General features: G+C 42.1%; 20 protein-coding genes and 3 pseudogenes. 5 read left to right on the forward strand and 18 right to left on the reverse strand.

Annotation, left to right across the window (positions count from 1 at the left end):
- The first annotated feature begins 637 nt into the window (after window positions 1-637).
- Both GLV98_RS18270 and ppdK read left to right on the forward strand, forming a co-directional pair.
- Window positions 638-1,456, forward strand: a complete 819-nt coding sequence (locus GLV98_RS18270; RefSeq protein WP_160917477.1) for a pyruvate, phosphate dikinase/phosphoenolpyruvate synthase regulator — start codon at window positions 638-640, stop codon at window positions 1,454-1,456.
- The gene (gene ppdK, locus GLV98_RS18275; protein ID WP_160917478.1) at window positions 1,456-4,134 is read left to right on the forward strand and encodes a pyruvate, phosphate dikinase; all 2,679 of its coding nucleotides are present in this window, start codon (window positions 1,456-1,458) and stop codon (window positions 4,132-4,134) included. Before GLV98_RS18270 ends, ppdK begins: the two co-directional genes overlap by 1 nt.
- Before the next feature lie 150 nt (window positions 4,135-4,284).
- On the opposite strand, the gene betA is transcribed toward ppdK, so the two are convergent.
- The 10 genes and pseudogenes from betA to GLV98_RS18325 all read right to left on the reverse strand — a co-directional run bounded on the left by betA (window position 4,285) and on the right by GLV98_RS18325 (window position 14,605).
- On the reverse strand, window positions 4,285-5,985 hold the full coding sequence (gene betA, locus GLV98_RS18280) for a choline dehydrogenase (RefSeq protein ID WP_160917530.1): 1,701 nt from the start codon (window positions 5,983-5,985) through the stop codon (window positions 4,285-4,287).
- Between the two features lie 109 nt (window positions 5,986-6,094).
- The gene (gene betB / locus GLV98_RS18285) at window positions 6,095-7,573 is read right to left on the reverse strand and encodes a betaine-aldehyde dehydrogenase (protein ID WP_160917479.1); all 1,479 of its coding nucleotides are present in this window, start codon (window positions 7,571-7,573) and stop codon (window positions 6,095-6,097) included.
- A 290-nt stretch (window positions 7,574-7,863) separates the two neighbouring features.
- On the reverse strand, window positions 7,864-8,037 hold the full coding sequence (locus tag GLV98_RS18290; RefSeq protein WP_160917480.1) for a hypothetical protein: 174 nt from the start codon (window positions 8,035-8,037) through the stop codon (window positions 7,864-7,866).
- A 96-nt stretch (window positions 8,038-8,133) separates the two neighbouring features.
- Window positions 8,134-8,382, reverse strand: coding sequence for a hypothetical protein (locus GLV98_RS18295; protein ID WP_160917481.1), 249 nt, complete (start codon window positions 8,380-8,382; stop codon window positions 8,134-8,136).
- A gap of 190 nt (window positions 8,383-8,572) precedes the next feature.
- Window positions 8,573-9,763: a Ger(x)C family spore germination protein gene (locus GLV98_RS18300; protein WP_160917482.1), complete on the reverse strand. Its 1,191-nt coding sequence runs from the start codon at window positions 9,761-9,763 to the stop codon at window positions 8,573-8,575.
- A complete protein-coding gene (locus GLV98_RS18305) occupies window positions 9,760-11,361 on the reverse strand; it encodes a spore germination protein (protein WP_160917483.1) in 1,602 nt (533 codons plus the stop codon). The genes GLV98_RS18300 and GLV98_RS18305 overlap by 4 nt, the downstream gene beginning before the upstream one ends.
- Entirely contained in the window at window positions 11,361-12,479 is a 1,119-nt protein-coding gene (locus tag GLV98_RS18310; protein ID WP_160917484.1) for a GerAB/ArcD/ProY family transporter, read from the reverse strand. The genes GLV98_RS18305 and GLV98_RS18310 overlap by 1 nt, the downstream gene beginning before the upstream one ends.
- 7 nt (window positions 12,480-12,486) lie before the next feature.
- Window positions 12,487-12,720 carry a hypothetical protein gene (locus tag GLV98_RS18315; RefSeq protein WP_160917485.1) on the reverse strand — a complete coding sequence of 78 codons (234 nt, stop codon included), beginning with the start codon at window positions 12,718-12,720 and terminating at the stop codon, window positions 12,487-12,489.
- 480 nt (window positions 12,721-13,200) lie between these two features.
- A pseudogene (locus GLV98_RS18320) lies at window positions 13,201-13,823 on the reverse strand (SDR family NAD(P)-dependent oxidoreductase).
- Window positions 13,824-14,089: 266 nt separating this feature from the next.
- Window positions 14,090-14,605 (reverse strand): pyridoxamine 5'-phosphate oxidase family protein, encoded by a 516-nt coding sequence (locus tag GLV98_RS18325; protein WP_160917486.1) that lies wholly within the window; start codon window positions 14,603-14,605, stop codon window positions 14,090-14,092.
- Window positions 14,606-15,127: 522 nt separating this feature from the next.
- Here GLV98_RS18325 and GLV98_RS18330 point away from each other — a divergent pair.
- Complete coding sequence (locus GLV98_RS18330; protein ID WP_160917487.1) at window positions 15,128-16,501, forward strand: M28 family metallopeptidase; 1,374 nt, start codon at window positions 15,128-15,130, stop codon at window positions 16,499-16,501.
- A gap of 177 nt (window positions 16,502-16,678) precedes the next feature.
- Here GLV98_RS18330 and GLV98_RS18335 read toward each other — a convergent pair whose 3' ends face one another.
- Window positions 16,679-17,530 (reverse strand): DegV family protein, encoded by an 852-nt coding sequence (locus GLV98_RS18335; RefSeq protein WP_160917488.1) that lies wholly within the window; start codon window positions 17,528-17,530, stop codon window positions 16,679-16,681.
- 211 nt (window positions 17,531-17,741) lie between these two features.
- Between GLV98_RS18335 and GLV98_RS18340 the strand changes: the two genes are divergently transcribed.
- Window positions 17,742-19,256, forward strand: a complete 1,515-nt coding sequence (locus GLV98_RS18340) for a glycine betaine uptake BCCT transporter (protein WP_160917489.1) — start codon at window positions 17,742-17,744, stop codon at window positions 19,254-19,256.
- Window positions 19,257-19,326: 70 nt separating this feature from the next.
- Here GLV98_RS18340 and GLV98_RS18345 read toward each other — a convergent pair whose 3' ends face one another.
- Window positions 19,327-20,241 carry an endonuclease I family protein gene (locus GLV98_RS18345; protein WP_160917490.1) on the reverse strand — a complete coding sequence of 305 codons (915 nt, stop codon included), beginning with the start codon at window positions 20,239-20,241 and terminating at the stop codon, window positions 19,327-19,329.
- A gap of 553 nt (window positions 20,242-20,794) precedes the next feature.
- On the opposite strand from GLV98_RS18345, the pseudogene GLV98_RS18350 reads away from it, so the two are divergent.
- Window positions 20,795-21,001, forward strand: a pseudogene (locus GLV98_RS18350) (ATP-binding protein); the annotation flags it as partial.
- A 47-nt stretch (window positions 21,002-21,048) separates the two neighbouring features.
- Here the strand turns inward: GLV98_RS18350 and GLV98_RS18355 are convergent.
- The 6 genes and pseudogenes from GLV98_RS18355 to GLV98_RS18375 form a co-directional block, all read right to left on the reverse strand.
- Window positions 21,049-21,495, reverse strand: coding sequence for a threonine/serine exporter family protein (locus GLV98_RS18355; RefSeq protein WP_115825025.1), 447 nt, complete (start codon window positions 21,493-21,495; stop codon window positions 21,049-21,051).
- An 18-nt stretch (window positions 21,496-21,513) separates the two neighbouring features.
- Window positions 21,514-22,257, reverse strand: a complete 744-nt coding sequence (locus GLV98_RS18360) for a threonine/serine exporter family protein (RefSeq protein WP_208639673.1) — start codon at window positions 22,255-22,257, stop codon at window positions 21,514-21,516.
- 48 nt (window positions 22,258-22,305) lie between these two features.
- Window positions 22,306-22,464: pseudogene (locus tag GLV98_RS20410) on the reverse strand (IS91 family transposase); the annotation flags it as partial.
- 698 nt (window positions 22,465-23,162) lie between these two features.
- On the reverse strand, window positions 23,163-23,561 hold the full coding sequence (locus GLV98_RS18365; RefSeq protein ID WP_160917491.1) for an HI0074 family nucleotidyltransferase substrate-binding subunit: 399 nt from the start codon (window positions 23,559-23,561) through the stop codon (window positions 23,163-23,165).
- A complete protein-coding gene (locus GLV98_RS18370; RefSeq protein WP_160917492.1) occupies window positions 23,537-23,860 on the reverse strand; it encodes a nucleotidyltransferase family protein in 324 nt (107 codons plus the stop codon). Before GLV98_RS18370 ends, GLV98_RS18365 begins: the two co-directional genes overlap by 25 nt.
- Before the next feature lie 319 nt (window positions 23,861-24,179).
- Entirely contained in the window at window positions 24,180-24,746 is a 567-nt protein-coding gene (locus GLV98_RS18375; RefSeq protein ID WP_160917493.1) for a dihydrofolate reductase family protein, read from the reverse strand.
- Window positions 24,747-24,864: the final 118 nt, after the last annotated feature.

Here is a 24,864-nt window from a genome sequence, read left to right on the forward strand (position 1 = left end):
GAAACGTACATGTATTATTATAATTATTGTCGACCATTTAAAAAACTAAACTGCCAAACTCCAATTGAATTCAGAGTAATGGCAGCCTAGGTGTTTTATTGAGTCTTATTTAACTGTGTCACTCCAAATCATCCCCGTGTGGCAGCTTCCGCTATTTGAAGGAAATCATACGTTCACCCTATGGAATTCAGCTGAAAAAGGACACACTTGTCCCTTGGACGGCTGAATTTCCAATAATAGACATCATGAAAAGCAGGTGTTTATCCTCACTTTTGATGTCTAAGGTGAATGCAGGCATGATTTTCCCTCCTTTATGTACAAGATTGATTCCCATTATAATACGCTTTCAAAATTTAGACAACTTGCTCTGGTTCAAACCCAACAGACCGGGATATGGCTATATTTCGCAGTTAAGCCAACGAATCTACTAACAAAGGTCACGATCATCAACCATCTTTTTGTTGTATCTACTCGCAAACAATGATACTATACTACTCAGTAATAGTATGTCACATTAACCCAAATACACTATATTAGTGTGGCATAATAATCTGGAAGGTATGAAAGAGTTGGAACCTGTACATATACCAACGATTTCATACCTTTCCTCCAGGACAAAGAGTAAGGGAGATGGATTGTGACTATTCAAGAAATGGTTTATATCGTGTCCGATTCCGTCGGTGAAACAGCTGAATTAATGGTAAAAGCTGTAGCAAGCCAGTTTTTCGGCAAGGATGTTGAGATCCAGCACTTCTCCTATGTAGAGGACGAACAGGACATTAATAATGTCATCACTGTCGCGAAGTACCGCCCATCCATCATTGCCTACACCATCGTCCTTCCTGATTTGAAGGATTACCTTGACCAGAGAGCGGATGAAGAACAAATCATTGCTGTTGATTTGATGCATCCTCTGATGAATGCATTCTCTCAAAAATTCAATATGGAGCCCAACCGTCAACCCGGCCAGATGAGAAAATTGGATGAGAACTATTTCAAACGGGTGGAAGCCATTGAGTTTGCGGTGAAGTATGATGACGGGCAGGAAGTAAGAGGATTGAAACAGGCGGATATTGTCCTCGTCGGAGTATCGAGAACCTCCAAGACTCCTCTTTCTATGTATCTAGCGAATAAACAATTTAAAGTAGCCAACGTCCCTCTGATCCCGGAGGTCCCACCTCCTAAAGAACTTTTTGAGATTCCAAGGAAAAAGTGCATCGGATTAATCATCTCACCTGAAAAATTGAATGAAATTCGCAGAGAGCGATTGAAAAGACTGGGGCTAACAAACTCAGCCAGTTACGCCTCATTGAATCGGATCTTTGAAGAACTAACGTGTGCGGAAGACATTATGAAAAAAATTGGATGTCCAGTGATCGATGTCTCCAATAAGGCGATTGAAGAGACAGCCGATATCATCCTGGCTATGTTTAATAAAAGGGGGAGCTTTGCCTAATGGAAAACAATTTTGTATTCATGTTTGATCAATCTGGAAAGAACAAGAAAGAACTCCTAGGTGGAAAAGGTGCGAACTTAGCGGAAATGACCCGCATCGGTTTACCCGTTCCTTACGGCTTTACAATTACGACAGCTGCCTGTAACGCCTATTATGATGCTGAGAAAGTCATATCGTCAGAAGTAGAATCGCAAGTATTACAATCTCTCCAAGTTCTTGAATCCAAAACAGACAAAAAATTAGGAGATCCAACCAATCCTCTTCTTGTTTCAGTTCGCTCAGGCGCTGTACATTCCATGCCAGGTATGATGGATACCGTTTTGAACCTTGGAATGAATGATGAAACGGTCAGAGGAATAGCAGAACTTACAGATAACCCTCGCTTTGCCTATGATTCCTACCGCAGGTTTATTCAAATGTTTGGCAATGTTGTCCTCGATGTCAATCACTACCTTTTCGAACAACGGTTAGAAGAGATCCGCGAAGCCAAAGGTTACCAATCCGATACAGAATTAATAGCCGAAGATTGGAAGCAAGTCATTGAAGAGTTTAAATCGATTGTGTTCAAAAATACGAAGCGAAGCTTTCCTCAAGATCCAAAAGAACAGCTTTTCCTTACGATCAAGGCCGTGTTTGATTCATGGAACAACCAGCGGGCTATTCTCTACCGACGCCTCCATCAAATTCCCGGACACCTCGGGACAGCTGTCAACATTCAAAGCATGGTATTCGGAAATATGGGAGAAGATTCCGGAACGGGGGTTGCCTTCACACGCAATCCATCCACCGGTGAGTCTAAACTTTATGGCGAATATTTAATCAATGCGCAGGGAGAAGACGTTGTCGCGGGAATCCGTACGCCTCAGCCAATTTCCAGTCTCAAAGATGACATGCCGGACGTCTTTCAACAATTGGTTGAAACTTGTCAGTTATTAGAAGACCACTACAAAGACATGCAGGATATTGAATTTACAGTTGAACGTGGAAAGCTGTTCATCCTCCAAACGCGGACAGGGAAACGGACGGCTCAAGCAGCCATTCGAATCGCGGTTGAAATGGTGAAAGAAAAAATTATGGATCAGCGTGAAGCTCTTTTACGGGTGGATCCAGATCAGCTCGACCAGCTGCTCCACCACCGGATTGACCCTGAACATAAGAGAAAGCAATTGGCTACAGGCCTACCCGCTTCCCCTGGAGCGGCCACTGGCCAAGTCGTCTTTGATGCGGATGAAGCCGATAAGTTATCTAAGGATGGAAAAAAGGTCATCCTCGTCCGTCCTGAGACGACACCTGATGACATCCATGGAATCGTCGCTTCTCAAGCTACGGTTACTAGCCGGGGTGGAATGACCAGCCATGCCGCCGTCGTAGCTAGAGGTATGGGGAAAGCCTGCATATGCGGCTGTGACTCTTTGAAAATTCAGTTGGACTCCAAACAGTTCACCGTAGGAGATACGACTGTGAACCATGGGGATACGATTACGATTGACGGCTCGACAGGAGAAATCTTCCTTGGTGAAATTCCTATGATTGAACCAGAACTTTCGGATGATTTCCAATTGCTGCTTCGCTGGGCTGATGAAGAGAGAAAGATCGGAGTACGGGCGAATGCGGATAATCCCACAGATGCTGCAAAAGCTCTGGAATTTGGGGCCGGCGGCATTGGACTCTGCCGGACCGAGCATATGTTTATGGATAGCTCCCGCATCCCTACGGTCCAAAACATGATCCTATCTGAAACGATTACCGAACGGAAGGAGGCGCTCGATCAACTCCTGCCGATGCAGCAACAGGATTTCGAACAAATCTTTGAAACGATGCAAGGACATCCCATCACCGTACGCTTACTAGATCCTCCGCTTCACGAATTTATGCCGGACAAAGAAGAGCTGCTCGTTGATGTGACGAGGTTGCAAATCACAAGCCCTGACTCCAACGAACTGCAGGAAAAACAAAACCTTTTACGAAAAGTACGGTTATTGGAAGAGGCAAACCCTATGTTAGGCCTCCGTGGCTGCCGCTTAGGTATGATCCATCCTGAAATTTACGAAATGCAAATCATGGCCATTTTTCAGGCGATGTCTAGCGTCATAAAAAAAGGAATCACCGTTAAACCAGAAATAATGATTCCGTTAGTCAGCCACGTGAATGAACTAAAAGAAATGCGGCAATTGGTCATTCGAATCAGCCAACACGTTCAGACAGAAACAGGTCAAACTTTCGACGATTACCTTATCGGGACCATGATTGAAACACCGCGCTCGGCACTAACCGCCGACCAAATTGCAGAAGAAGCAGATTTCTTCTCTTTCGGAACCAATGATCTAACACAAACAACGTTTGGATTTAGTCGTGACGATGCAGAAGGTAAGTTCCTCCAACATTATGTTGATAGCGATGTGCTGCAAAGAAACCCATTTGTTTCCTTAGATCAGGATGGTGTCGGGAAACTTGTAGAACATGGGGTGAAGCTTGGCAAAGAAACAAATCCTGCACTGAAAACAGGGATTTGTGGCGAACACGGAGGAGAAAAAGAGTCCATTCAATTTTGCTTTGATTTAGGACTGGATTATGTCAGCTGCTCGCCTTTCCGTGTTCCATCAGCAAGACTTGCAGCTGCTCAGGCAACCATTCGCAGCGAACGGAAGAAGTCCAGAAAAGAACCACAGTACAGTTAATGGAGTGATGCTCCGTTCTCTCCCCTGAAATGTAAAAAAGCGTTCCATCCGTTATTTGGATGGAACGCTTTTTATTCAGAAGAAGGCTCCCCTTCATCCATGTACGCTTCGTGTGCCATACATTTTGAAGAGGCCTTCTCTATACAAATTTTATTTTGTTGCAGCTTTAGATTTAGGAACTGTCCCTGCATCAGCTGGGTGGACACCGTGCTGGTAGTAATCCGCGTCGATTGGATCCAGTGGTTTACGTCCAAGAATCAGGTCTGCTGCTTTTTCTGCCAACATCAATACAGGAGCGTGGATGTTGCCGTTAGTAACATACGGCATAGCAGAGGCATCGACTACGCGTACGTTATCCAGTCCGTGAACCTTCATGGATTCAGGGTCTACGACAGCCATAGGATCTGACTCAGGTCCCATTTTCGCTGTACAGGACGGGTGAAGAGCCGTTTCCGCATCTTCTCTTACCCATTCAAGGATTTCTTCCTCGGTTTGAACCGTAGGACCAGGTGAAATTTCACCAGCATTGTAAGGCTTCATAGAAGGCTGGGACATAATTTCACGTGTAATATTAATCGCTTCGATCCATTCACGTTTGTCCTGTTCTGTAGAAAGGTAGTTGTACACCATGCTTGGATGCTCTTTCGGATCTTTGGATTTGATCTTCAATGATCCGCGTGCATCAGAGTACATTGGTCCGATGTGTACTTGGAATCCGTGATCTGTCGGTGCTTTTTGTCCATCGTAACGAACCGCTACTGGCAAGAAGTGGAACATCAAGTTCGGATAGTCCACCTCATCGTTGGAACGGACGAAACCTCCGCCTTCGAAGTGGTTCGTCGCAGCTGGGCCTGTGCGGCCAAGCATCCACTGCAGGCCGATCCAAGGCATGCGGCGCTTCTGAAGGTTCGGCTGTTCGGAAACAGGAACCGGGCACGCGTGCTGGACATAAACTTCAAGGTGATCCTGAAGGTTTTCTCCGACACCTGGAAGGTCGACAACTGGATCAATGCCAAGGGAACGAAGGTGCTTCGCATCTCCTACCCCAGATAGTTGAAGCAGCTGTGGCGTGTTGATCGCACCACCGGCAAGGATGACTTCTCCCGCTTCCACTTGATGCATTTTTCCGTTTCGCTTATACGTTAGTCCTTTTGCTTTTGTGCCATCGAAGTCGATGCTCGTAACGAATGCACGTGTCTTGACTGTCAGATTTTCGCGGTCCATGAACGGGTGCAAGTAAGCACGGGATGCGGACAAGCGCTGCCCTTTGTACACATGCTTATCAAACGGGCCGAACCCTTCCTGACGAAATCCGTTAACGTCAGGTGTGCGGTTATAACCAGCTTCTACAGCTGAATCAAAGAAGGCTTGGAATAGAGGGTTCTTCGCTGGACCGCGCTCCAATTTGATTGGACCATCATGACCACGCATATCATCATCCGGTGATGCCAGCGCATTTTCCAAACGCTTGAAGTATGGAAGGCAGTGAGCCCAATCCCAGTTCGTCATGCCTTCGTCGGCACCCCAACGTTCATAGTCTTTAGGGTTTCCACGTTGGTAGATCATCCCGTTAATGGAACTGGAACCTCCAAGTACCTTTCCTCGCGCATGAGGAATACGGCGTCCATTCATATAAGGTTCAGGATCGGATTCGTACTGCCAGTCATAGAGGTTTTTTCCTGAAGGGAACGGCAGAGCAGCAGGCATTTGGATCAATAGATCCCAAGAATAGTCACTGCGTCCTGCTTCCAATACAAGTACACTTTTTTTGCCATCTTCACTCAGGCGGTTTCCCATTACAGAACCTGCACTACCGCCTCCAACGATTACGTAATCATATGATTCAATCATAGCCATACACTGTTCCTCCTTGATGTTAAATTCGGTCAGAAGGAGGTCAAAGTACCTCCTTCTCCCTTTATCTGAGTTTGATTATGAATGTTAAAAATAAATAGTCAGCTTAGAACCAGTTGATTTGTTCTGGTTTAAGGTTTTGGAAAATATGCTTCGTTTCTGTATATTCTTCAATTCCTAATTTACCTAGTTCGCGTCCAATTCCGGATTGCTTGTATCCACCCCATGGCGCGTGTGGGAAGTACAGGTTGAATTCATTGATCCAAACCGTACCCATACGCATCTTCGCTGCACAGCGTTCTGCTTTTGCGATATCGTTTGTAAAGACACCGCCAGCAAGTCCGTAGATAGAATCATTCGCAAGTTTTACCGCTTCTTCTTCTTTCGTGAACTTCTCAACTGTGATGACCGGACCAAAGCCTTCTTCTTGGACAACGGTCATGTCGGTTGTGCAATCCGTGAAAATCGTCGGCAGGAAGAAGAATCCGTTCTGCAATTCAGGGTCTTCCGGGCGCTTACCGCCAACGGCTAACGTAGCCCCTTCTTCAATCCCTGCTTCTACATACTTTTCAACTTTCGCAAGGTGGTCAGCGGAAATCAGTGGTCCCATTTGGGTATCTTCGTCAAACCCGCTTCCCAGTTTGAATTTCTTCACTCGCTCAACAAGCGCATTGACAAACTCATCGTGAATGCTTTCTTCTACGATCAATCTTGTACCAGCGGAGCAGATCTGCCCTGCATGGAAGAATACTCCGTTCATCGCCTGATCAACAGCAAGGTCGAAATCAGCATCTGCGAAAATGACATTCGGATTTTTCCCACCAAGCTCAAGAGCAAGCTTCTTCACGTTCGAGCTTGCTGCCTGCATGATTTTCTTCCCGGTCACAATACCGCCGGTGAAAGAAATAAGATCAACATCTTCGTTGCTGGACAACTCTGCACCTACTGTCGCACCTGCACCAAGGACGAGGTTCGCAACACCTGCAGGTACACCCGCTTCTTCGATCAGTTCAAATACTTTGATATGCGTAAGCGGCGTGATTTCACTTGGCTTCATAACTAATGTGTTACCAGTTGCAAGCGCTGGAGCCAGTTTCCAGGACGCTTGAAGTAGAGGATAATTCCAAGGGGTAATCTGCCCACAAACACCAACCGGTTCGTGAACGACTTTACTAATGGAGTTTGGCACTGGAGAATCGATGATCTCGCCGCCGTTCTTATCCGCAATCTCTGCATAATAACGGAAAACTCCAGCGATATCGTCCATGTCTCCACGGCTTTCTTCTACTGTTTTACCAGTATCCAAGGATTCTAGATTCGCTAGTTCTTCTTTATCTCTCTCAATCAATTCAGCAATTCTACGCACGATTGCCCCACGCTCCGTTGCCGGGGTCGTCGGCCATTCGCCGTGATCGAAAGCTTCTCGTGCTGCAGCGATGGCTGCTCTTGTATCTGTTTCATCGCCTTCTGGAACGATGGCGATTGTTTCCTGGTTGAATGGATTGATAATCGTACGCGTTTCCTCGGAATTCGCGTCTACCCATTTCCCATTGATGTATTGTTTAAGTTTTAAATTTACATTCATTTGATCAACTCCAATTCTGAAGTGAATTAAGTTTGTTAAGAATTTATTTAACGTTTTTAACACTAACATGTCTTTTGGAGGCTGTCAAAAGTAAATTCAAATAAAGAAATGTCTGACCTCCGCAATGCTTCAGCATTGCGGAGGTCAGACACTTCCCAGAGAAATCCTATATTTACTTTAACGAAAAGACAGAAAAGAGACCCGGCAACTTCAACCTTATCGTTCAAAAAACAACTCATACACTTTCTTACCCATATTAACAACGATGAAGTAAGAAAGGATTATGAGAATTACAAGTCGAACAAAGTTTTGAATGTCTCATACGTTTGCATCTGTTTTTCCCGTGAACTCGCAGGGGCCGTTTCTTTCATGAATTTATTCAATAAGGTTATATAACGGTTGAGGATCATCATTCGCTGCAAGGCCATATGAATATGAATGTTGCGGACGTTTTCAGCTTTCATCCTTAACCCTGAATAGAAGTTTTTATTCGCCATCGTTTCTGCGGAAGTTTTAAGGACTGTCAAAATGTCGGCAGAAGTCATACCTATGGATGTGTTTTAACAATTTAATTGTACTGACCCCCATTTATGTAAATCATTAATGCCGATCTTTTCATTTTGATCTGGATCCATAAGTGCAACCATAACTTTCACATGATTTTTCATAATCATATATTGCTCTGTCGCAACCTGCTTACTCTCTTGTTCTTCCAGGCTGCAAATCAGCGAACCTAACTTGGCTAACTCAGCTTTATGAACAGCTAAGTGTTCAGCCATTAAACTTAAATCTATCATTTTTAGAATCATACCAGCCCTCCTTCCCTTGAAATATATTCCTTCGAATAAAAATCATGACTCAGGAAAGGGAGGTTATGTAGGAAGCGATTGCCGGAATCTTATGAAGCACCTGCCCCCAGTCGCAGAAGCACTTTGCGAGGCAGATGCTCTTATTTCTTGTTTATATAACCTAGTGGTGGATCTACTTCCTGTGAACCTGCTATTCATCTTCGGTTAAAAAGCTTTTGTTAGACGTTCCAGCCCTTCGTAAGAAAATGTTTACTGTTATATCAATGTCTGCTTTACTAAATTCTTCATCCCAATGATCTTTCACCGCTTGAAACCTTTGGTAATGCTGTCTCCTCATCGCTTCCCCAAACCCGAAAATATCCACTTCGTATTCTTCTTGGACCTTTGTTACAGTATTGAGGATCATGGATTCTGACATTACTTCAATATCTTTTTCAAACTTTTTATACGTGTCGACCTTCTCCAGGTCATCCCTGCACTGCGTCCCATTCAGGAGTGCTTCTGCAATGATCTCTACTTGGAAATTTGGTGTTTCCCTGTTGTAATTGGCATGGATGGAGGATTTGGAGTTTACAATTCGGACATCGATATATTTTTCTTCCCCACACGGTACTGTCAGAGTCGTTTGTATTAAATCCTGTGTCCATACATAGTTGCGTGTTTCTTCGAGATTCAGATAGCCAATAAGTTTATCCTCTTTAAATACAGCTAATCCTACAAGGGTGATTAGCGATTCAGGATCCAGTTTTTTATTGTTATCCACACTCCCGCCTTGTTCAGGAGAACCAACAATCGTCAGTGCCTCAGCAACAGGATGACGCCCTTTAGAACTAAGAGCCGCAATAAAATCTGATAATTTCATATCAGGCGCACCCCCCCACTCTTTAAATAAGGTGGACGACTGATTATGAATCTTCAGGGATGGTATTTTTTGAATTGGAAAGGTGGTTTTCAGTATATCAGCCGCTGAGATATTTTTAGCCACAAGCATAGTGAAATTATTACGAAACTGCCCTGACCTTTCTAAGTAATCTAAAAAACCAGCTATCCCTTCCCGGGCGACTTCTTCCCCGATGACTAATGTTCTCGTGTGCGAAAACCTTAATTCCCTCGTCAATCCTACATTCATTTTATCTAATAACTCGGAAATTGAATTTCCCTCTAAGCTAAAGGTAACTGAAGGAGTATTCCCTTCAGACTTCTGAACGTTCAATTGACTTGCATTTGCGACTCCTACTGTTACTTTGTATTTCGCATCCTCCCCTTGTTCAATAGCAACACCTGTAACAAAAGCTACTTCATTCAGTTCTTTTGTATCCCAACAGCCACTAAGTAATCCAAGTAATAACAAGCTGGTCAGGAGAAGTTTCATCGTCTTCATGATCCGTCCCCCTTTTTGCTGGCGGGGGGACTTGGAGATTTAGACTCCGGATTCTTCAAAGGCGCTTCAGTCTTCAGATAGTGTGGTCTTCTTTTATTAGCAAAGAAAGGAAAACGAAGAAATACATCTTCCTGATCCTCCGCAATGAAGGGTGCAATAGGGGCAAGGTAAGGGACACCGAATGATCGTAAACTTACAAGGTGGGCGACCATGAAAAAGAGACAAAGCAAAATTCCATACAGCCCAAATACCGCTGCCATAAATATAAATATAAAACGCAACAAACGTGCAGCCGCTGTAAAGCTTGCAATAGGGGATACGAATGTGGCTAGTGCGGTCAATGCGATCACAATGACAAGAGCATTCGATACAAGGCCCGCTTCTACAGCAGCCTGCCCAATAACCAGAGCTCCTACAATGGATATCGTTTGCCCGATTGCCCGTGGCATTCGAATTCCTGCTTCCCTTAAAATTTCAAAAGTGATTTCCATTATTAACAGTTCGATCACAGCAGGAAAAGGCACACCTTCCCGCTGAGCCTGCAAGCTAAAAAGCAAATCAGTCGGAATGAGGGCGTGATGAAAAGCTGTAAGCGCCACATAAAAAGAAGGCAATGTTAATGCAATCAAGAATGAAGCATAGCGAATCAATCGTATGAAGGAACCAATAAAAAATGATTGATAATAATCTTCTGTTGCTTCAAAAAAATCACTAAATACAGTAGGGGCGATTAATACGAAAGGACTTCCATTTACAATAATTACTGCTTTCCCTTCTAATAAATTGGCTGCAGCACTATCCGGTCTTTCTGTATTATAGATCAACGGAAAAACTGTCATGCTTTTATCAGAAATATATTCCTCCACATTTCCAGAGTCAAAAATAGCATGGGTCCTGATCTTTTTTATCCGTTTCTTTACTTCGGCTAAGATCCCTTTGTTCATAACCTCATCTATATAAGCAATCGTTACCGAAGTACGAGTGTCCTTACCAACGGTCATGGATTCAAATTTGAGAGAAGTATTTTGGATTCTTCTGCGAATTAAACTTATATTTGTATCCATCGATTCTGTAAATCCTTCTTTAGGTCCACGAATTACAGTTTGTGTGCTGGGTTCTTCAATCGGCCGATATTCAATATTCCCGACATGAAGGGAAAGGCCCTTTGGCTGTCCATCGACGATCACCCCTGCGTACCCTGCCAGAACATCATCAATAAGTTCATGAAGGGTATCATGAAAATGGTAGCCTACTCCCGAAAAAAATTCTTTACGGTAAGCTTCAAATTCCTCTAGATCGGCTATGCTTCTGTCTTGTTGAGAAGAGTTAGATAACGGGACCATTATCTTGTCAGCTAGTAAAGATGAGTCAGTCATACTGTTCAAATAACATATAATTCCTTCTCTGTTCCCTACATGAATATTTTCCATTTGAAAATCCGTTGCATTTTCAAATGCTTTTTCAATGTTCGACTGGTTTTCTTGTAAATCTTTTGATAATGGAGGGGCCTCTCTCCCAAGCGACAACTGTTCATGTTTCAGAGACTTGTCTTGATTGTATGATTTTTGCGATAGTATGATTTTTTTCATCCAACCCATTATCTTTTCTTCCCTTCGGATCTTAACCCTTTAGATTTCCATAAAACAAAAGGGAAAAGGAGTAATGGGATCCCATATTGGAACGGAATGTGAATGATCCATGGTACCATGCTAATTCCCTCACTTATATGTTCAGCAAAATTCTTACTGATGATAATAGACATAAAAGCAATGATCATCGCCATGGGGTAAATGAAAGCACGATAAGGTCGATTGAAAACTAGTTCTAATCCTTTTAACCCGCCATAAAAGAAAATGCTGATTTTGACCAGGATGCCAAACATCACAACAAAAATGATGATTAAGTCGACACGCTCAATAAAATTCCATAAAGAAATTTCCCCCGTGGCAGTTAAAAGTGGAAATTTGGACCTTAATTTTGCTTCTGGACCTAAAGTCGCTATTTGCACAAAGGACGAATAAGCCAAGATGAGACCGCTAACCATTAAAGCAAGAATGGTAGTTTTCCCGGCATATCGAACCTTGCTGGCATAGGGAAGAATCATCATGAAGGCTACTAGTTCACCAAACGGAAAAGTAATCAATTTAGGAAAAACTGTATTCATCACGGGCCCTATTCCTTCGGGCAGAATGGGCAGGACATTTTTAACGTGGAGTTCTCTACTAAATAAAAGCAAAATACCAACCGCTAAGATTGATCCCATCAAATAAGGGGCATAAATCTCTGAAAAACGACCCAAAACTTCCAAACCAAGGTAAAGGATATAGGCGACAAACAACATGAAGGTGATGGAGATCACTTCAATTGGAGTGTTCACTAACATGTCTCCAACGATCAATTCTCCAAAATCTCTTAGGACTCTGGCCGAAATGTAGAAGAAATACAGGATATACAATAGAATAAGTACTTTTGAGATCATTTTCCCAAAAGCAATCTCCATAATTTCAAATAGATTCTTCTCTGGAATCCTTGATACTAAGAAAATGTAAAACCATACAGGAATAATACTTAACAAGCAGGCTACAATAATCGCAATCCAACTGTCTTGTTCGGCTTCCCCTCCAATTCCTACTACAATGGCACTTCCAAATAAAAAGGCACTAACTAGAATAAATAGTTGGGTTAATGAAATTTTTTCAACCAATTCTTTTTGCATAAAGGGTTCACCTAGCTTCTTTTTTCTCTGATTCTTCTTTACTCATTCGATAGTCAAGTATAAAGGAAGCAAGTAGGCCCGTAATCAATGCGGTAAACACAATCGTTTTCCTTGTTCCAGCATCCAAAGTTAAGGAGAAGTGAAGGGTTTGGAAAAATGAGAGATCATATAAATGCATATCCAATAGAATGGATAAAAGAGTTGATGAAACAAGTATGAATAAGAAAGCTATAGTGACCATAACACCCTCCTCCATGTTCTTTATCTGACCTTCGCTCTATTCCTTTCCATAAAAGAAGGGATTTATAAGCTTGTTTGAGTTCCAATTTCGTGCTCAGGTTATTAGCCTACCCATCACTTCCTAATCGCCCCCCCAAAAACAACCACCTCCTACTGTGGATATAAAAAAACAGGGAGATCATCTCCCTGTCCAGCCTTTTCTATTTCCTTTCTAATTCAAATCAGTAATGTGCTTCCTTAGGGTAGCCAGATTCATTTATGGATGAACCTCGCACATTTCCTTTACTTTTCACTTTATTAATGAAGTTTTTTTCCTAAGCAAAACCATGAAAGAAGAAGCACAAAACTATTAAAAAGGAAGGGGCATCTCTAAAGACGACCCTTCCTTTTTATGGAAAATTACTTCCTTACTTATTCATCGCTATCAATGATTGTTTTTCTTCTCTATATTAAGCGATAGAATTGTTTAAGGTAAACTCAATTAGGTCCTTCGGCCACCATCTACTGTATAGACCTGTCCTGTAATAAAACCAGCCCCATCTGCTGCAATAAAAGCCACAAGCGCTGCCACCTCCTCAGGGGAACCTGTCCGCCCTACAGGGTGAATACGGCCAAGGTCACGCCGGAAAGACTCTGCATCAGGTGAACTTTCAATGAGGTCAAGGTTCAGGTCGGTGTCGATCCAGCCAGGGGCCACCGCATTGCAGCGAATCCCTTCATGCCCATGATCCACAGCCACTGAGCGGGTTAAACCATGAAGCCCGGCTTTGGACACACAATAAGCCGCATGTTTTGGGTTCGCAGCCAATCCTTCCGTTGAACCAGTATTAACAATACTTCCTTTTGTCTCTCGGAGGTAAGGAAGAACCGCACGAATCAACAGAAACGGGGCCATGAGATTCACGGTGAGGTTACGCTGCCAATCCTCAAGGCTCATCTCCTCATACCCGCTTCCATCATCATTCCCGCGTTGTTGACCAGCACATCAAGCTGCCCTGTTCGGGAAATAACTTCTTCCACGAGCCGTTCCGGTGTGTGCGGATCAGAGAAATCTGCCGCGATCCAGTCGAATTCCTTATCCTCACCACGCTGGGCGGTAATCACTGTGGCACCTTCTTCATGCAACCGTCGAGCAATGGCACGGCTTAATACCTGATCTCCGCTGTTTTGTTTTCAAACCTTTTCATTTGATTTCTCGTTAAATCCCCTCCTATTTCAGCAATGTAAAACCCCTTTTGGTTATCGTATCCAAAAGGGGGGGCTTCTCAAATTATTCACTCCCACAAAGTAGATTTGAAAAAAAGAAGGATGGAACCCACAACAGGCTCCATCCTTCTTAAAATTATCCCCTAATTTTTCATCGACCAGTATTATTCCGTCCCCTCGTTAAAGTGGACAGTGTCTTTCAAATCATTGCCTTCTTCCATGGAATTACTGCTGGCCATCTTCTTTACAAATTCTTTGACGGTTTTCACACTAAGACCTGATTCCCAAAACTCGGCGATTTCCGGAGTCACTTTCACAAGTACAACATCGGGGTGATCAGCGGAAGTGTTCAATACTTTTTCAATGATCTTATTCCAGTACTTTTTCTTCTTCTCTTCATCTGAGACGAACTCAGCTTTGCCGCTGATTGATACATAGGATTTTCCAGCATAAGCCAAGTTAACCGCAGGATTACGTTTAATATCCCTATACTTCTCGGTATCTTTTTCTGTGATGAACCAAATCTCTTCCTTATCCATTTCAACTTCCTGCGTCTGCATCGGTCGGGACATCAATCTACCTTCCGGGGAAATTGTAGTCAGCATCGCTACCTTCTCATCTTTAATTAATTCTTTGATTTTCTTAACGGTTTCCTGATTCTCTGAGAGTTGCTCCGCCATATATGTTTCCCTCCTTTGCATTATCTTTTTCCAAAAAATAAAGTCATTTACTTCCTTTTGTCTTTCTTTTCCCAGGCAAATGCAACATTACACTTTGTTTTTAATCTATTAAAAGTTCCGTTAATTTCTCACCCTCTTAAACAGGAGAGGGTTTAAGAACTTCATTAATTATACATTTTAGGGATTCACTTAGAACAGAGGGGTTAAAGAAAGGTTTCTAATACCACTCCTTAATCGGTTAAGCGTTTAAAGGTTGGAGCAATATTCATCTACAAATATACGATGATAAAAAAATGAATCCTAAGTAACATCTTCTGTTAAACACCACTCTATATGAATCCTCCATTTCCTTACGACGGACTATATATTCGACAAACTCCCTCAATTTTCTTCGTTTTTTCATAGGTAAGAAAGGACAGCTATGCCGACTATCCCTCCACTCTCCACAATAACCAAATAATTACAATTCTGATAAACTACCAATTGTAAGGTTCTATTACAATTTAAGAGGAGGAATTTGATTTGTCTAAAAAAGCCATCCCCCTGATGTTAGCCGCTGGATTAGTTTTAGGCTCTGCACCCGCTGTAACTTTTGCTGACCCACCTGCTCCAAATGAACAAGCCGATCACGCTTTTGATAATAAGGTGATTAAAAAAATTAATGCCGAGCGACTCTACGAACGGGTAGACTTGCTGTCTAAACAACCCCGGGAAGCAGGAACCCAAGGCGAATATGATGCCGTTCAGTACATTAAAAGCGAATTTGAAAGCTACGGTTATGAAACAGAATTGCAGCCTTTCACCTTCCAAGCGTGGGACGGAGGAACTTCCTCCATTTCCGTCAATGGCTCGGACTTTGCTGATGATGTTCATACCTTTAATGGGTCTGTAAACGGCGCTGTCGAGGCTCCACTGGAGTACGTAGGTCTGGCTTCCGCTGAGGAAGTTCCGGATACCGTTTCTGGCAAAATCGCTTTGATCGAAAGAGGAGAAATCAGCTTTTTTGAAAAGGTCCAAAACGTGATCGATAAAGGTGCTGTGGGCGTCATTATGTTTAACCAGGAAGGGACAGAAGACAACAATTTCGGTTATACATATCAAGGCCAGGACATCCCGGCTGTTGCGATTGACCACGAAGCTGGCCTGTCCCTCGTGAATCAACTTCAGTCAGAAGCAGTCACGGCAGAGGTATCGGTCCAAGATGCAGGAACCATCGACCAAACATCCTATAACGTAATCGCAACCATGAAACCACATAAAAATAAAGATACAGGACAAATTGTCACGGTTGGTGCCCACCACGACTCCGTAGCAGGCGGGCCAGGAGCCAATGATGATGCTTCTGGTGTGTCTGGTGTGCTGGAATTAGCTGAAATCATGGCGAAAACTCCTACGGACACGGAGTTACGTTTTATGACCTTTGGAGCGGAAGAAAAAGGTCTAGTCGGCTCCTACCACTACGTCAGTACACTAAGCGATAATGAAATCGATCGAATCTCCGCTCATTTCCAAATGGATATGATCGGTAGCCGCGACTCCGGGGACCTGATTATGTTCACACCGGATGGACAGAAAAATCTAGTTACAGATTTAGGAGCGTCTGCAGGTGCAAGAGTAGCAGAAGTGGTCGAATACGGACAGCTTGGCCGCAGCGACCATGTGCCGTTTTATCTGGAAGGAATTCCTGCCGCACTGTTTATCCATGCGCCTCTTGAGCCGTGGTACCACTCCCCTGAAGATACGTTAGATAAAATCAGTAAAGAGAAATTAAAAGAGACGACAGAAATCGTAGGAGCAGCCGTCTATCGAATCGCAAGGCCAGATACACCTGCGCTTGAAAATGCACGAGTAGCTCCTGGTCCTGTTCATTATGAGTTTGACGATCGTCCACTATAACTTTTTAACTTAAGATGGTTTTAAGGGACGTTATCAGTCAAGAAATATTCTGCATAAAAAAGGTGCTTCTCATCATAGGGAAGCACCTTTTGAATTCTCTTATAAGCTATTTAGTTCAACAACAGAATCAATGATGAAAGTTATAGGACAATCCTCTCCCCACACTCTCCAATTCCACTAATACTCTAACCCTGCTACTCCGAAACCGCCAGGTCCAGAATGAGTTGAAATCATCCCACCCGCTTGGATCCATCTTATATTTTGAAATCCGTTCTCTTTCGCAACTTCCTCCATCCGCTCCTTGATCCTTTCATCAAGTCCGATGGAGTAGATTAAATAAAGCTGCTGTCTATGGATGTTGAATTCGTTTAAGTAATCCAAGAAGAGTTTTTCTGTAGCTCTACTCATTTTCCCACGGTACTTCTTTGTAGATATAAGTTTTCCATCCTTCAACTCTATGCATGGCTTTATTTTCAACAGAGATCCTATCAGAGAAGCCATATTGCTTACCCGTCCCCCCGCTTTAAGAAATTCCAGATCACCAGGGATGAAAGCCAGCCTTGATTTAGGAACGATTGCCTTTATTTTTTCTACTAAACGTTCCGGTTCAATCCCGGGTTCTTTTTCTAGTAACTCTGCGGCATACAATACGACCGCAGCCAACCCTCCAGTAACATTCAAGGCATCAATGAGAAAAATGTTTTCAAAATCCTCCGCAGCAATGACAGCATGTTGAAAAGAAGAAGAAGCTTTTGAGGTATAACCAATATGGATAATGATGCAATTGGGATATTTATCTCTTATAGCTGTAAAAAACTCTTGGTATTCATGAGCATTCGTGGAGGTCGTAGAAGGTATTTTCTTTGTACGTCTGTGATAATCATAAATGTCCTGGACCGGTAAAGAACCGTCCATATAATCTTTCCCATCCATAATGATGTGCATGGGGACAACTTGAACCTCGTACTTTTCTGCTAAATCACCCGGTAAGTCAGCACCGCTTTCGGTAGATAAGATAATCCTTCGCATTCTATTTCCCCCTCGGTTATATTTAAGCCTTGGTACACTTTTCCTGGATTATGCTTTAACTATACAGGAAAAAACTTCATTAGCATTGTGATAACTTTTGCTTGGGGCTGCTCGGATCGATATTGTTTACATTCATTTTCCAGGGGTATAGATGATACATATCATCGAATCTTACCTATATAAATAGGTAGAATTCTGGAAGGAGAGGAAAATGAAAAAGCTGACATCTGTATTTTGGATTACGCTGGCTATTACGTTGTTTGCATCAGCGTGGGGATCCCTTGCTCCTGCGAACTTCGAAACAATTTCAGCGAATGTAAAGAACTACATTTCCATTCACTTTGGGTGGTACTACTTACTGATCGTATCTTTATTCGTCATCGTATGTTTATACTTAATTTTCAGCCCTTACGGAAAAATTAAACTTGGAAAACCAAACGATAAACCTGATTACAGCTATTCTACATGGTTTGCCATGTTATTCAGCGCCGGCATGGGAATAGGTCTTGTATTCTACGGTGCCGCTTCCCCTGTTTCCCACTTTATAAAAACTCCCCCTCTTGCAGAACCCGGAACAACGGAAGCCATCCGCGACTCTATGCGGATTACCTTTTTCCACTACGGGGTTCATGCATGGGCCATTTATGCGATTGTCGCATTAATCCTGGCCTATTTTAAATTCCGGCATGGAAAACCTGGATTGATCAGTGCTACTTTAGAACCTGTCTTTGGGGATAAAATGAAAGGCCCGTGGGGAAAAGCCATCGATGTAATTGCCGTATTTGCGACCATTGTTGGTGTCGCTACTACGCTGGGTTTCGGTGCTGCTCAAATTAATGGAGGGCTCACTTACTTATTAGATATCGAAAAACAATTCTGGGTTCAGCTCGTGATTATCGTTGTGGTTACTGGCTTGTTTATGCTGTCTGCCTATACAGGTCTTAGTAAAGGCATTAAATATTTAAGTAACGCCAATATGGGACTTGCCGCTATTCTATTTATAACGATGCTGGTTATTGGCCCGACGGTTTATATTGCCAATACCTTCACAGATACACTTGGTTCCTATATTCAAACCCTTGCTACAGAGAGTTTACGCCTGAATCCTAACAGTGATGAAGAGCGTCAATGGGTGATGGATTGGACCGTATTCTTCTGGGCATGGTGGATCGCCTGGTCACCTTTTGTAGGGATTTTTATCGCCCGTGTGTCCAAAGGACGTTCCATCCGAGAATTCTTATCCGGTGTTCTATTAGTTCCTTCGGTAGTCAGCTTTCTTTGGATGACAGCCTTTGGGGCAACAGGTATTCAAACCCAGCAAAATGGTGCTGATATTGCCAGCCTTCCAGACGAGCAGGTATTGTTCGTAGTCTTTGAGCAGTTTCCGATGAGCGTATTCTTGTCCATTATAGCCATGATGTTAATTGGGACATTTTTCATCACGTCTGCGGATTCAGCCACCTTTGTTCTTGGGATGCAGACAACTAATGGCTCCCTTAACCCACCGAAAACCGTGAAATTCATATGGGGGGTTGCTCAGTCGACCATTGCCGCTGTTCTTTTATACACCGGCGGACTGACTGCCTTACAGAATGCTTTGATTGCTGCCGCCTTCCCTTTCTCGTTTATCATGCTACTGATGGTCTACTCGCTATTTAAAGCATTGCGGGCTGATCGAGCAGCGCTTCAAAAGAACGACGAGAAAACCACAAATAAATCAGCATAAGAAATGATAAAAAAATGCCTACCTCCACTGCGCTAACACTTTAGCGAAGTAAGGGTCAGGCATTTTTTTATCATTGTTTAATACTGAATAAACCAGCCATCTCAACCGGATAATCAATAAACGGATTCCGATTTCCCTGAAGCTCAAAAATCGCCTGATTCCGGTGAAGCTCATAAACTTCAGGCGGTTCATTCCTATGCCACTCAAGCATAAGATCCACATCTATTTTTTCTCTATGATTCATTTCCAAATCATCCGGATATCTCAACAAGAAATAAAGCATCGCACGCGCCACCGTGCCTTTAGCATATTCCGGTTCAAATAATTCGTCCTCTGCTTTCCCGCATTGGTCTTCTATTCGAAGAACCCCCGCCTCTTGTTCAACTGGATAATCATGAAAATCATGATAAGGAAAATTACTTCTGATTGAATTACAGAGAGGCTCGCACGTAAATAATTGATGCAGATCCCCCCGCATGGGCTCTTGTGCGTTATACCAGGATTGAGGAACGGCATGTTCACAATTGTATTTAAAGGTGGTCACTGCCTCTGCCATCACCTTCAGCAGATTCTCCCCATCTTTGTTTGCTCTTATTTTTTGTTCACGCTTTTTGGAAGTAGCATAATCTTCCTGTATGATGTCCTCCGGCTCTCTTACTTCTCCTGAATAGATGCTCTGCAACTTACCATCTGGCCGCAGGTCTACCCAAGGATAAACGTATGAACTCGGGTCGTAGCGCAAAAAGTTGTTATGAGTCGACTGGATTAATTCCTTAATCCTTTCTATCACCGTGTTGTTGGCAGGATCTGAAAAATCAACAGACGCATAATATTCTTGTTTCGTTTGTTCGTTTTTACTTTCATCAAAGTAGAGCTTTTGATCCTTATCAATCGCTACTTTATTTTTCTTCGCTTGTTTGATTATTGCATCTATTCGTTTTGGGTCCGTAGATACGGAAATCGCCTCGCTGATCATTTTATCCATCCACTCATCCCTCCTCCAATATTTTTTTCAGACTGTTACCCACCTCTTTTGGTCCAAGCTGCTTGTGTATAACAATTAAATAAAATCAAACCTATGCAAACTTTTTGTTAACGTTAAGCATCCTCCACTCTATTACTCTATGCATTCGTCTAATTTGTTTAATTCCCCTTTAATAGAGGTTGAAAAATCCGAAAAAGGGACTAAAACTATGTATTGTTTTAGAAGAAAAGAATTACAAAAAAAGATGACGAGCAAATGCTCGTCATCTTTTTATAGAATAGGGGATGATGTAATTACATCATGCCGCCCGTTCACTCAGCTATTTAATAGGAAAATAATAAGACCTACAAAACCTAATTATACTATGGTTTCCATCGCAATGTTAATTTATAAAATACAATAGCTTTAAATACTTTATGAACTGTATCCAGTCATAATCCAGTCTCCCTAACATCACCTAAATAATTTTTTCATGTCTCTGGAAGCAATCTAACACTACTTTGAGAGGAGTACTGTTTGATTTGTAGGCCGAGTTTGATTTTGCTTTGCTTTTCAACCAAGTATAGATAAGAAGCGTATTAAAGAAGTTCTAACCGGGCGATACATACATCATGGTGAGAATATTATCCTCCTAGGCCCAACTGGTGTAGGGAAAACGCATTTAGCCACTTCCATGACAGTAGAAGTCCTTACACAAGGCCATACAACCCTTTATATCACGGCAAATGACTTTATAGCTAAATGCCAAAACAAGGATTAATCCAGTGGATTATAAAGACAAACAAAATCGCAAGTGAGAATCACCCATTACCTCACTTGCGCTTTTGTCTGTTTCACCTTTTTTATAATCTGGTTAAGCACTTCTGAGAACACGAGCCCAAATGCAATGGCACCGGATATCATAAAAGCTTTCGCTGCAATAGAGATAGCGGCACTGTAGTCATTTTGTACAAAGTTCCGCATCGCGTCATAAGCGAGACTTCCTGGTACGAGAGGAATAATCCCTGGTACGCTAAATATAATCATAGGCGTTTTGAATCTCCTTGCCAGCGTCTGGCTGACCAGGGCAATAACAAAGGAGGCGATGAGTGTAGCCGGGACACTGTCGACTTCTTTCCATACTAAGAATGCGTAAATCATCCAACCAACCATGCCGACGAGACCACATTTGACGAGCGTATTTCTTGGCGCCTGATAGATGATTCCAAAGGCAGCTGATGCAAAAAAGCTTGCTATGGCATATTCAATCCACATAGTCATTCCTCACGATCTCTAAAATAGTGCAAACATAACAGCAATACCTGCCCCAATTGCAAAAGCTGTTAAAAAAGCCTCCGCCCCCTTGGCGAGTCCTGAGATAAGATGACCTGCCATCAAATCTCTTACAGCGTTGGTGATGAGCAGACCAGGGACCAACGGCATGATTGAACCGACAACGATCTTATCAACTTCTTTCCCAATACCGAATGAAAAAAGGGAGAAGGCTGTAAAACCGATCAACAACGAAGCAACGAATTCAGCAACGAATTTAATTTCAAATAATCGAATAAAGTTAATCAATGCAATAAACCCCAGTCCTCCTGCTAAGCAGGCTGGCAGGAAATCGTACCAGCTCCCCTGAAACATGATAGTAAAGAAACCACTCGCTAACGTGGCAGAGATGATTTGCATGAGCATGGAATAGTCTGTAGGACTGGTTTCAATCTTTCTGAGCTCTTTATACGCTACGTGAGTAGACATTTCCCCACTTGCGATCTTTCTGGAGACATTATTCGCAAGGTTCACTTTCTCGAGATTTGTCTCTCGTGCCGAAACTCTTACTAATTTTGCATGGGCACCAGGGCTAATCGTAAACATAATCCCAGTAGGTGTTACATAACTTTGGGATTCATCCCGTCCGAAAGATTGGGCAATCCGCGTCATCGTATCTTCCACACGATAGGTTTCCGCTCCATTTTGTTGCATGATCTTCCCCATTAATAAACATAATTCAATCAAGTCCTCTGTACGCTCCACTCTGTCACCTCAATTCGTATTACAGTATGTTTAGTGTGTCTATTCCTATACTAAAAGCTTAAAACCCTTTTTAAAATTTCCACAATCTCGAAACTTCTCCACTTTCTTTTGCACGACTGGCCGGATCTTAGCTCCACATTTGTTCTTAAAGGCTTCCCAATGTTGATGTTCATCAAAGAAAATTCGTCGTAAAATATTCGTCTCCATACAGGTACAATACCACATCATCAAGGGCTGTCGTATTGTCAAAAGTTATAGATTCTTTACTTTGAACAAAAACTAATAAAAGAACTATCAGAAAAAGAGGTGTGCATTAGTGCCTTTCCACACCTAGTTTTCTTGAATGTATAAACCATTCGGCTATGGGGACTTTAGATCTAAATACTATTTGCTATTTTTTTCTGTTGGCTAGAATTTACGGTCTTCTAAAAAACCTGAAATGCAAATTTTAAAAGCAAAAAAGGACTATCTCCTTTATTTAGGAAGTAGTCCTTTAATTACTAACTATTTATACATTACTTGAAGAGTTTCCAGAGACTTTTTTGTGTTTCAAACTTTTTATAGAAAAATCCAGTCAAAACTTATTTGTAATGCGGAAAAAACCTATTACATAAGTGGTTTGAGCGTTATTACATCATGCCGCCCATTCACTCGCCTACTTAAAAAGACAATAACAGGACCTCTAGAACCTTGTTATACCAAGGTTTCCATCGCAAAGTGAATTTATAAACCACAATAAGTTTTAATACTTTATGAACAGTATCCAGTCATAATCCAGTCACTAAGCAACTAGATTTCAGACTAAAAGATATGGACCTTTAGTCGTTGGGGCTAATGCATTTTTAAAGTATTGAGTTCACAAACCAGGAATAGTTGCTAACGTCTGGGGCTTTATCTTTTAATGGCTATTCCATCACTTTACCATTCATACGTTCAACCCATTGATGGAGAAGGTTATTATACCGGGGCAAATTTTTGTGGATTTTAATGGCCACTTCTTCATTATAGGTATGGACGGTCAAATTACGATCATTTACCATTTCCAAAGCCAGTACGGCCTCTTTATCCTCTAACAAGTGGACCTCCCTGCAACTGCGAATGACGCTCTTCGGAGAGCCGGCATCCAACCCTTCTATGTCATATAAATATTGCTTAGCCGCTTTCCAACTAGCCTCGAAAGAGAATTCAAATCGTTGAATCGCTGCATCTCGTTCCACATCGTTCGGGTTTTTAAGGTTAGCTAGCTTTTCAAAGGAAGCCAACGCTTTTTCTGCTGCTTCTAATCGTTGACGTAATCTTTCCATAAGATCCCCTCCTTTTTCACTTGTTGGATTAGAGCTTCTTTGGCATCATGTAAATCCACCACATCTACCTTGTAAGGAATGGTAGACTCTTCGATTTGCTCGATCAGTTTATTCCATTTAGAAGGAGAGATCGGGGAGTACGATTCGATAGCGATGTCGATATCCGAGCTACGTTTTTCTTCCTGTCGAGCCCAAGAACCAAATAAGAAAACACGTGCTTTTTCATTGGCGAGTTGTTCATTCAAAATCGATTTCAATTGTTGTAAAATTTGCTCCCGTAAATCTGCAGGATATCCCATAATATCCCTTCCTCTTTTTTGTCTCATTATAGCATATGTCCATCTTATCTATTATAGGTTTTCCTCTCCACTTCCCCCAACCAGAAAATGGATAGCTATCGAGACCCTTATTAACTACACCAGAACCAAAGCTAACCAAAGCCCCCGTTTTTTATAAGACTCGAATCCAAGATAATCAAAGCCAAGGGGGTTCATATCCCTTTTTCGGAAGTGCTAGAACCGTCCCCTTGCTTCCCGTATTGGAAATATAGGAACTATTGAAGTATCTTTAATGATAATTTATTTAGATATAAAATACATTACTACAATTACTTTTCAATTACTTTTCATCAATATCGTAAATCAGTTGTACAACTCCAGATGAAAACGTCCTTGAATTAACCAACTTTAAGTTGAACCTCTTCTTTATATCTACAAATAAAGGTCTTCCTTCTCCCAAAACAACAGGATGAACAGATAATCTAAATTCATCAACAAGTCCCAAATTCACAAAAGTTGTAATAAGACTAGCTCCTCCATAAAGCCAGATGTCTTTTCCTGGCATATTTTTTAATTCATTCACTTCTTCAAGAATATTATCGTTTATATATATTGCTTTATTATGAGGCCCTTTTTGTGTTCTAGAAAACACATACTTTTCTTTACTCTGGATTAGTTCCCACAATTCTTTTTCTGCCTCAGATTCTTCTGACGGATGATACTCCCCCCACAAATCATAGCTTTTTCTACCATATAAAATTGTATCAATTCTATTTAAAAAATTTGTGAACTCCATCTCCGGATCCATAATACACCAGTCTATTTCACCATTTTCCCCTTCCACAAAACCATCTAAAGTGACTGCTAAATCTAAAAGTACTCTTCTTTGTCTTCCGTTATTGGTCACAATTCTTCATCCTTTCATAAGCTTATAATTCCCTTTATGCTTCTATTACATCTGGCAAAAGTTTATTATTAAAATAGTTGTGTGATTGTCTAAATTCTTAGTTCCTCCCATCCTTTCT

The organism is Halobacillus litoralis, assembly GCF_009856415.1.
GTDB classification, from domain to species: Bacteria; Bacillota; Bacilli; order Bacillales; family Halobacillaceae; genus Halobacillus; species Halobacillus litoralis_C.

Coding starts and splice junctions, on each gene's coding strand:
- GLV98_RS18335 (WP_160917488.1), bottom strand. CDS start 17,530: ATGCGAAGGATTATCTTATCTACCGAAAGCGGTGCTGACTTACCGGGT.
- GLV98_RS18365 (WP_160917491.1), bottom strand. CDS start 23,561: ATGGAAAGATTACGTCAACGATTAGAAGCAGCAGAAAAAGCGTTGGCT.
- ppdK (WP_160917478.1), top strand. CDS start 1,456: ATGGAAAACAATTTTGTATTCATGTTTGATCAATCTGGAAAGAACAAG.
- GLV98_RS18355 (WP_115825025.1), bottom strand. CDS start 21,495: ATGTGGATTGAATATGCCATAGCAAGCTTTTTTGCATCAGCTGCCTTT.
- betB (WP_160917479.1), bottom strand. CDS start 7,573: ATGAATGTAAATTTAAAACTTAAACAATACATCAATGGGAAATGGGTA.
- betA (WP_160917530.1), bottom strand. CDS start 5,985: ATGATTGAATCATATGATTACGTAATCGTTGGAGGCGGTAGTGCAGGT.
- GLV98_RS18310 (WP_160917484.1), bottom strand. CDS start 12,479: ATGCAAAAAGAATTGGTTGAAAAAATTTCATTAACCCAACTATTTATT.
- GLV98_RS18315 (WP_160917485.1), bottom strand. CDS start 12,720: ATGGTCACTATAGCTTTCTTATTCATACTTGTTTCATCAACTCTTTTA.
- GLV98_RS18295 (WP_160917481.1), bottom strand. CDS start 8,382: ATGATTCTAAAAATGATAGATTTAAGTTTAATGGCTGAACACTTAGCT.
- GLV98_RS18345 (WP_160917490.1), bottom strand. CDS start 20,241: ATGGATAAAATGATCAGCGAGGCGATTTCCGTATCTACGGACCCAAAA.
- GLV98_RS18305 (WP_160917483.1), bottom strand. CDS start 11,361: ATGGGTTGGATGAAAAAAATCATACTATCGCAAAAATCATACAATCAA.
- GLV98_RS18370 (WP_160917492.1), bottom strand. CDS start 23,860: ATGGGATATCCTGCAGATTTACGGGAGCAAATTTTACAACAATTGAAA.
- GLV98_RS18325 (WP_160917486.1), bottom strand. CDS start 14,605: ATGGCGGAGCAACTCTCAGAGAATCAGGAAACCGTTAAGAAAATCAAA.
- GLV98_RS18300 (WP_160917482.1), bottom strand. CDS start 9,763: ATGAAGACGATGAAACTTCTCCTGACCAGCTTGTTATTACTTGGATTA.
- GLV98_RS18290 (WP_160917480.1), bottom strand. CDS start 8,037: ATGAAAGCTGAAAACGTCCGCAACATTCATATTCATATGGCCTTGCAG.
- GLV98_RS18340 (WP_160917489.1), top strand. CDS start 17,742: ATGAAAAAGCTGACATCTGTATTTTGGATTACGCTGGCTATTACGTTG.